The following is an 8,026-nucleotide window of genomic DNA, read 5'->3' as shown; positions in this document are numbered from 1 at the left end:
AGGCCCGTCCGGCCCGCGCCACCGCCGCCGCCAAGCCGGCCCGCAGCGCCGCGCCGAAGTCGGAGGCCCGTCCGGCCCGCGCCTCGGCCGCCGCCAAGCCGGCCCGTGCCACCGCCGCCAGGCCCGCGACCCGCAGCGCCCCCGCCATCCGCCAGATCGCGGCGAGCAAGGCCAGCGCGTCCAAGGCCGCCGCGGCCCAGGCCAAGCCGCCGGCCCGCAAGGGCGCCACGGTCAACCCGGCCGCCGGCAAGCCCGTCGCCAAGCCGGCCAAGTCGGCCAGCAAGACCGAGAAGCCGGCGGCCACCCGCCAGCCGCGCAAGGTGCCGCAGCGCGCCAAGCTCGACCCAAGCCAGATCGAGCTGCTGGTCAAGGCCACCGTCGCCAGCCTGGAGGATGACAAGGCCGAGGATGTGGTGGTGCTCGACATCGCCAGCCGCTCGGCCTTCGCCGACCGCATGGTGGTGGCGACCGGCCTGGCCGACCGGCAGATCCAGGCGATGGCCGCGCATCTGGACAAGGTGCTGGCCGAGCACGGCATCCGCCGCATCCGCACCGAGACCTCGCCCGACTGGGTGCTGCTCGATGCCGGCGACCTGATCGTCCATCTCTTCAAGCCGGAGGCCCGCGCCAACTACCGGCTGGAGAAGATGTGGGGCCCCGACAGCCCGCCGCCCGGCGAGGAGGACAGCCTGGCCGGCGACGACGCCCCCCTGCCCTCGCTGACCGCCGCCGACTACGCGGATGACGAGGACGATCTCGACGGCGACGCCCTCGACGGCGGCATGGACGAGGACGATGGCGACGGGGAGGGCCGCGGCTGAGCCGCGCGCCGCTTCTCGTCGCCGTCGGCCGGATCAAGCCCGGCCCGGAGGCGGATCTCTTCGCCCAGCACAATGCGCGGCTGCGCCCGCCCCTCGGCGTCAGGGAGATCGCCGAGGGGCGCGGCTCGCCCGCGGAAGTGCGGCGGCGGGAAGGCGAGGCCCTGCTCGCCGCCCTGCCCGCCGGCGCCCTGGTTGTGGCCATGGATCTCGGCGGCCATATGCCGGACAGCGAAGGGCTGGCAGCCCTGCTGACCCGCTGGGAGGAGTCCGGGAAGACGCTGGCCTTCGTCATCGGCGGCGCCGAAGGGCTGGACCCGTTGGTGCAGGCGCGGGCGGATCAGCGCCTCTCCCTCGGGCCGATGACCTGGCCGCATTTCCTGGTGCGCGGGATGCTCGCCGAGCAGCTCTACCGGGCCCAGGCGATCAGGGCCAACCATCCCTACCATCGCGGCTGGCGGCCCTAGCGGCGTCTACAGATAGCCCCAGCGGCGCAGCAGCGCGCTGAAGGGCTGCATCAGCATCGCCGTCAGCGCGATCCGCACCAGGTGGAACGCCACCACCACCGGCACGTCCAGCAACAGGATCTTCGCCGTCAGCGACATCTCGGCCACCCCCCCGGGGGCGGTGGCCAGCACCATCGTCGCCAGGTCGACGCTGGAGACCAGCGTCAGCGCCGCGCCCAGCGCCGCGCAAAGCCCGGTCAGCAGCAGCACATGCAGGATCGCCGCCCCCAGCAGCCGGCCGCTGCCCAGCAGCGCGGCGCGCTCGAACTGGGCGCCCAGCTGCGCCCCCATCGCCACCTGGGCGATGGCGGTGATCCAGCTCGGCACGCCGGTCAGCGCATGGCCCGTCGCGGTCAGGCCCAGGCTGACGAACAGCCCGCCCAGCAGCCAGGCATTGCGTACGCCGATCCTGATCAGCAGCCAGGTCGCCAGCACCGAGGCCAGGATCAGCGCCAGGAAGCCCAGCGGCTCCAGCGGCCGGGCCAGGGCGGCCGAGGGGATGTGGCCGGCAACCCCCAGGGCGGCGAAGGTGCTGGGCACCAGCACGACGACGCCGACCACGCGCAGCAGCTGGATGATGGCCACCGCGATCGGCTTGGCGCCGTAGGATTCGCCCAGCACGCTCATCTCGGCGACGCCGCCGGGGATCGAGCCGAACAGCGCCGAGGGCCGGTCGAGCCGCCCGAGCCGCGCCAGCAGCGGCGACAGCAGCACCCCCAGCGCCAGCGTCGCCAGCGCCGCCCCGACCACCAGCGGCGCGCGCTGGGCAAGATGCCCGGCCGCCTCCGGCGTGAAGAACAGGCCGAGCGCCGCGCCGATCACCAGCATGCCCAGGTTGCGGGCCGGCCGCCAGGCGGCGAGCTTCAGCCCCGCCAGCTGGCCCAGGGCGACGAACAACATTCCGCCCAACAGCCAGGGCAGCGGCGTGCCGAGCTTGAAGAACACCGCGCCGCCCAGCCCCGACAGCGCCAGGCACAGCAGGTGGGACAGCACGACACGGGGCGCGAAGGCAGGGATTCGCATCGCGGCCAGCCTAGTGGCTGGCTCGCCGCTGGCAACGTGCTGCAATGCACAACAACCGGACGTGGTTTGCGCCTGTAACGCGGTTAATTTCCGCCCTGGCCGCAGCTGTGCTAGGGCCGCCAGCGTGACGAACCGCGATGCCCCATGTTCCGCAAGCTGATCCGCCACCCCCGGACGCAGACCGCGCTGGCCCGGCTGCTCAGCGCCTATCTCGGCTTCTGCTACCGCACGACCCGCTGGTCGATGGTCGGCGCCGAGCATATCGAGGCCCATGCCCGCGCCCAGCGGCCGGTGATCATCACCTTCTGGCACGAACGCCTGCCGATGATGCCGATGCTCTGGACCGCGACCCACAAGCTCTTTCCCGAGGTCGGGCACTGGCAGCCGCATGTGCTGGTCTCGCAGCACCGCGACGGCCGCTTCATCGGCGAGGTGGTCTCGCGCTTCCGCCTGGTGATGGTGCATGGCTCGACCTCGCGCGGGGGGGCTGCCGGCATGCGCAGCCTGCTGCGCGTGCTGAAGGGCGGCAGCCCGGTGGCCATCACGCCGGACGGCCCGCGCGGCCCCCGTCGCAAGGCGGCCGAGGGCGTCGCCGTGATCGCCGCCGTGGGCGACGCGCCGGTGCTGCCCACCGCCGCTGCGACCACGCGCCACCGCCTGCTGCCCAGCTGGGACCGCATGATGCTGCCGCTGCCCTTCGGCCGCGGCGTGCTGGTCTGCGGCGCCGCCATCACCGTGTCGCGTGACAATCCCACCGGCTCCATCCCCGCCATCGAGGCCGCGCTGAACGCCGCCTGCGACACCGCCGATGCCTGGGCCGCCGGGCAGCCGATGGAGGAGCGGCGCCTGTGAGCCTGCTCGGCCGCGCCACCGGGCTGCTGGGGGCCGGGCTGGCGCCGCTGCTGCCGCATTGGCTGCAGCTGCGCGCCCGCCGCGGCAAGGAGGTGCCCGAGCGCCTGGCCGAGCGCCGCGGCCTGGATGCCGACCGCCCGGCCGGCCCGCTGCTCTGGCTGCATGGCGCCAGCGTCGGCGAAACCCTGTCCCTGCTGCCGCTGATGCGGGCCCTGCTGGAGCGGGCGCCGGCGCTGCACCTGCTGGTCACCACGGGGACCGTCACCGCCGCCACCATGCTGGCCCAGCGCCTGCCGGAGGAGCTGGCGCCGCGGGTGATCCACCGCTTCGCGCCGCTCGACGTGCCGCGCTGGGCCGAGGCCTTCCTCGACGGCTGGCAGCCGGACGGCGCCGTCTTCGTCGAGAGCGAGCTCTGGCCGAACATCTCCGCCGCCCTCGCCCGGCGCGGGGTGCCGGCGGCGCTGATCAATGCACGGATCTCGCCGCGCTCGGCCCGGCTGTGGCGCTGGGCGCCGGGGCTGGCGCGCGAGATGCTGTCGCGCTTCCGGCTGGTGGTGGCGCAGAGCCTGGACGACGTGGCGCGCCTGAAGGCGCTGGGCGCCGCCGGCGCCGTCTTCTGGGGCCAGCTGAAGGCCGCCGCCGAGCCCCCGCCGGCCGACCCGGCCGAACTCGCCCGGCTGCGCGCGCTGATCGGCACCCGCCCGGTCTTCTTCGGCGCCAGCACCCACCAGGGCGAGGAGCCGGCGGTGCTGGAGGCGCACCGGAGCCTGCGCGCCCGCTTCCCGGATCTGCTGACCATCATCGCGCTGCGCCACCCGGCGCGGGCGGCCGAGGTGCTGGCGCTGGCCGCGCCCTTCGGCAAGGTGGTCCAGCGCAGCGCCGGCGGGCTGCCGGGGCCGGATTGCGACCTGTATCTTGCCGACACGCTGGGCGAGATCGGGCTGTTCCTGCGGCTGTCCGGCGTCGCCTTCGTCGGCGCCAGCCTGGTGCCCAAGGGCGGGCACAACCCGCTGGAGGCGGCGCGGCTGGGCTGCCCGATCCTGATCGGGCCGCACACCGAGCATGTGCGCGAGCTGACCGAGGCGCTGATCGCCGCCGGCGGCGCGCGCCGGGTGCATGACGGCGCCACGCTGGCCGAGGCCGCCGCAGACGTGCTATCGGATACCGGTTGCGGCCAGGCCATGGCCCGGGCCGCGGCGATGGTCGCCGAGGATGCCTCCCACCTGCCGGGAAAACTGGCCTCTGCGATCCTGGACATGCTGCCTCGTGGCACCGGCGCCCTGCCGGTCGCCCGCGAAGCTTAGTTGGCTGCTCGCGTGATCCTGGCTTTTCGGTGATTCCACCTCAAGCCATCACGCTCAAGAGAGAGGACAGGTCTCAACCGGATGCGCGCACCCGACTTCTGGAGCGGGGGCAGCGGGGGAATTGCGCCCCTGCTCCTGTCCCCCATCGCCGCGATCTATGCCGCCGCCACCGCGCGGCGGGTGGCCAAGCCGGGCTGGCAGGCGCCGGTGCCGGTGATCTGCTGCGGCAATGCCACGGCCGGCGGCTCGGGCAAGACGGTGGTGGCCCTCGACCTGGGGCAGCGGCTGTCGAATCGCGGCGTGGCGACGCATTTCCTGACCCGCGGCTATGGCGGCAAGCTGAAGGGGCCAGTGCTGGTCGACCCGGTGCAGCATGATAGCCAGGCGGTGGGGGACGAGGCGCTGCTGCTGGCCGCTACCCGCCCGACCTGGGTGGCCGGCGACCGCGCCGCCGGCGGCCAGGCGGCCGTCGCCGCCAATGCCCAGGCGATCATCATGGATGACGGGCTGCAGAATCCCGGCCTGGTGAAGGACCTTTCCCTCCTGGTCGTCGATGGCAATTACGGCTTCGGCAACGGGCGGATCATCCCGTCCGGGCCGCTGCGCGAGCCGGTCCAGGCCGCGGCGGCGCGCTGCCGGGCGGCGGTGCTGATCGGCGAGGACGAGACGGGGGCGCTGGCCATGCTGCCGCCGGGGCTGCCGGTGCTGCGCGCCCGGCAGGTGCCGGGGCCGGAGGCGGAGCTGCTGGCGGGCCAGCCGGTCTTCGCCTTCTGCGGCATCGGCAATCCGCGCAAGTTCTTCGCCAGCCTGCAATCGGCCGGCGCGGTGCTGGCCGGCCGCATGGCCTATGCCGACCACTATCCTTTCGATGCCAGCGACCTGCGCGAATTGCTGGAGCAGGCCGAGGCGCTGCGCGCCATCCCGGTGACGACGACGAAGGATTACGTCCGCATCCCCCCCGCCTTCCGCAGCCGGGTGACCGTGCTGACGGTGAAGCTGGAATGGGAGCAGCCAACGGCGATCGAGACGCTCTTGGACCCGCTGGCCCAACGCGTCCCGGTCCCCGCCTGATTTCTTTCTGACAAAGATAGAAGGGGGTCTGGGGGGATACTTCCCCCCAGCCTTGCTTACCGCTCCCGCTTGATCCCCATGACCAGCGTCTGCTCATCCATGCGCGGCTCGTAGGTCAGCGGCCGGCGGGCGGCCCAGGCGGCCTTGAACAGGATCATCGGGATCAGCGCCAGGTCGTCGGTCGAGGCCTTCACCGCCGCCGCGATGCGCTGCTCGCGCTCCGCCGGGTCCATGGTGGAGAGGGCTTCCTCGATCTGCCGGTCCAGCGTCGGGTTGACGTAGCGGGTGTCGTTGCTGGAGCCCAGGCGGCGCGGCGCGTCGTAGCTGTGGACGATGTTCAGCAGCACGCTGCCGGCCTCGCCGGTGGAGCTGCCCCAGCTGTTCTGCACGATCGAGTATTCCTGCTTGGCCAGCCGGGTCAGGTAGGTGGCGAAGGGCAGGGTCTCGACGGTGGTGGCGACGCCGATGCGGCTCCACATCTGGGCCACGGCCTGGGCGGTCTGGCCATCGGCCGGGTAGCGGTCGTTGCTGGCGTGGAGCGTCAGGCGGAAGCCGTTGGGGAAGCCGGCCTCGGCCAGCAGGCTGCGGGCGCGGGCCAGGTCCTGCGGAGGGACGCCCACGGCCGGGTTGTAGCCGAAGGCGCCGGGCGGCATCCACTGGCCGGTGGGCTCGGCCATGCCCTGCTGGACGCGCTCGGCCAGGCCCTGGCGGCTGATGGCCAGCGACAGCGCCTGGCGCACGCGCAGGTCGCGCATCGGGTTGGTCGAGAGCGGCTTGCCGTCATTGTCGCTGATGAAGGGCGAGGCCCCTTCCCGGCTGAAATCCGGCGACAGGAACAGCGCGCGCGAGCCCTGGCGCTCGAAGATGCGGACATTCTGGTCCGAGCGCAGCCGCGGCAGGTCGGACGACGACGGCGCCGCGATCAGCTCGACATCGCCCGACAGCAGCGCCGCGGTGCGGGCGCCGGGATTGGGGATGATGCGGAAGGTGACCTTGTCCCAGTCCTGCTTCGGCCCCCACCAGGCCGGGTTGCGCTCGACCTCGATGGAGGAGCCGGCGCTGTAGCTCAGCAGGCGGAAGGGGCCGGTGCCGATGGCGGCCTTGCCGGCATTGTAGTCCGCAGTGGTCGCGCCTTCGCCGACATGGCGGGAGACGATGGCGATGGCGGTCAGGTCGATCGGCAGGTTGGGCGTCGGCGCCGAGGTGGTGATGCGCAGCGTCAGCGGGTCGACCACCTCGACCTTGGCCACGGTGCGCAGCGCGCCGCCGAAGCTGGCCGGGCTGTTCGGCACGCTGGGCGCGCGGTTGAAGCTGAAGGCCACGTCGTCGGCGGTGAAGGGCTTGCCGTCATGCCAGGTCACGCCGGGTCGGAGCTTGAACTCCCAGAGATTCTCCTCCAGCGCCGTCCAGGACAGCGCCAGGTTGGGCATCGGCCTTCCGTCGGGGCCGCGCACCACCAGCGGGTCGAAGATATGCCGCGCGAAGGAGGAGTTCGGCGTCGCATTGGCGAAATGCGGGTCGATCGAGGTCACCGGCGCCGACAGGCCGATGCGCAGGTCATCGGCGCGCGCCGGCGAGGCCAGGGCGATGGCCGCCAGGGCGGCGGCGATGAGGCGGGGGGTCATGCGGGCGCTCCGCTGGGGGGAGAGGATGGGCATCAGGCCTGCGCCTTGCCGGCCATGTCCAGCGGCGGCGGCACATCCCTGGGGATCGGGAAGACGTCGGGCATCTCGGCCGTGCGGGCGGCGTGGTCGGCCTGGGCGCGGGCCAGCAGGCCCGGGTCCTCGAAGACCTGGGCCGCGGTCGCCGCCATCACCTTGGCCACATGCTCCAGCCCCTTGTGGGCGGCGGGCGCCTTGCCCTGGGCGACCAGCTGCCAGGAATGGCCCGGCGTGCCGATGGCATAGGTGGCGCCGCGCGCCTGCACGGTGGGCACCTTCCAGCTGACCGTGCCGACATCGGTCGAGCCGATGCCGGCGGGCTCGGGCGCCGAGAGCGGCACCAGGCGCTCGGCCAGGACCTCGCCGGGGACGGCGTCGAGGCCGGCGCGGCGATAGGCGGCATCGATCTCGGCCGGGGTCAGCGTCGCCTGGATCTGTCGCGCGAAGTCCTTGTCGGCCTCGTCGAAGCGCGGCGCGCCAAGGTGAAGGAAGGCATCCTCCATCGCCTGCTCCAGCGGCGGATTGGCCACCAGCTCGGCATCGGCGCTGAGCACGCGATGCGTCACGCTGGTCTCGGTCATCAGGCTGGCGCCCTGGGCGATCTTCTTCACCCGCTCCAGCAGGGCCAGCACCTCGGCCATGGTCAGCGAGCGCACCAGGTAGCGGACGCGCGCCTTCCCCTGGACCACGTTGGGCGCGATGCCGCCGGCATCCTGCAGCGCGTAGTGGATGCGGGCATGGCTCGGCATGTGCTCGCGCATGTAGTTGACGCCGACATTCATCAGCTCGAC

General features: G+C 73.1%; 8 protein-coding genes. 5 read left to right on the top strand and 3 right to left on the bottom strand.

The annotated features are described in order from the left end of the window. Together rsfS and BKE38_RS25350 are read left to right on the top strand one after the other, a co-directional pair. Positions 1 to 821, top strand: an 821-nt coding sequence (gene rsfS, locus BKE38_RS33935; protein ID WP_076959997.1) for a ribosome silencing factor, incomplete at its 5' end; no start/stop codon positions are given. Further along, positions 818 to 1,285, top strand: a complete 468-nt coding sequence (locus tag BKE38_RS25350) for a 23S rRNA (pseudouridine(1915)-N(3))-methyltransferase RlmH (protein WP_076959996.1) — start codon at positions 818 to 820, stop codon at positions 1,283 to 1,285. The genes rsfS and BKE38_RS25350, both read left to right, overlap by 4 nt. Positions 1,286 to 1,291: 6 nt before the next feature. Here the strand turns inward: BKE38_RS25350 and BKE38_RS25345 are convergent, their stop codons facing one another. After that, positions 1,292 to 2,347, bottom strand: coding sequence for an AbrB family transcriptional regulator (locus tag BKE38_RS25345; RefSeq protein WP_083747858.1), 1,056 nt, complete (start codon positions 2,345 to 2,347; stop codon positions 1,292 to 1,294). Between the two features lie 144 nt (positions 2,348 to 2,491). On the opposite strand from BKE38_RS25345, the gene BKE38_RS25340 reads away from it, so the two are divergent. From BKE38_RS25340 to lpxK, 3 genes are all read left to right on the top strand, one after another. Beyond that, positions 2,492 to 3,199, top strand: coding sequence for a lysophospholipid acyltransferase family protein (locus BKE38_RS25340; RefSeq protein ID WP_076959994.1), 708 nt, complete (start codon positions 2,492 to 2,494; stop codon positions 3,197 to 3,199). Then, complete coding sequence (locus BKE38_RS25335; protein WP_076959993.1) at positions 3,196 to 4,503, top strand: 3-deoxy-D-manno-octulosonic acid transferase; 1,308 nt, start codon at positions 3,196 to 3,198, stop codon at positions 4,501 to 4,503. The genes BKE38_RS25340 and BKE38_RS25335 overlap by 4 nt, the downstream gene beginning before the upstream one ends. 81 nt (positions 4,504 to 4,584) lie before the next feature. Then, complete coding sequence (gene lpxK, locus BKE38_RS25330) at positions 4,585 to 5,574, top strand: tetraacyldisaccharide 4'-kinase (protein ID WP_076959992.1); 990 nt, start codon at positions 4,585 to 4,587, stop codon at positions 5,572 to 5,574. A 56-nt stretch (positions 5,575 to 5,630) separates the two neighbouring features. Here the strand turns inward: lpxK and BKE38_RS25325 are convergent, their stop codons facing one another. Continuing rightward, positions 5,631 to 7,199 carry an ABC transporter substrate-binding protein gene (locus BKE38_RS25325; protein WP_076959991.1) on the bottom strand — a complete coding sequence of 523 codons (1,569 nt, stop codon included), beginning with the start codon at positions 7,197 to 7,199 and terminating at the stop codon, positions 5,631 to 5,633. Positions 7,200 to 7,231: 32 nt separating this feature from the next. Then, a partial coding sequence (locus BKE38_RS25320) for an amidohydrolase (RefSeq protein ID WP_165694280.1) occupies positions 7,232 to 8,026 on the bottom strand: 795 nt, incomplete at its 5' end.

The organism is Teichococcus deserti, from assembly GCF_001982615.1.
In the GTDB taxonomy this organism is placed as follows: domain Bacteria; phylum Pseudomonadota; class Alphaproteobacteria; order Acetobacterales; family Acetobacteraceae; genus Pseudoroseomonas; species Pseudoroseomonas deserti.
Note: the sequence above shows the minus strand (reverse complement) of the source record. Positions and strands in the feature narration are given on the sequence as shown.

Coding starts and splice junctions, on each gene's coding strand:
- BKE38_RS25345 (WP_083747858.1), bottom strand. CDS start 2,347: ATGCGAATCCCTGCCTTCGCGCCCCGTGTCGTGCTGTCCCACCTGCTG.
- BKE38_RS25340 (WP_076959994.1), top strand. CDS start 2,492: ATGTTCCGCAAGCTGATCCGCCACCCCCGGACGCAGACCGCGCTGGCC.
- lpxK (WP_076959992.1), top strand. CDS start 4,585: ATGCGCGCACCCGACTTCTGGAGCGGGGGCAGCGGGGGAATTGCGCCC.
- BKE38_RS25325 (WP_076959991.1), bottom strand. CDS start 7,199: ATGACCCCCCGCCTCATCGCCGCCGCCCTGGCGGCCATCGCCCTGGCC.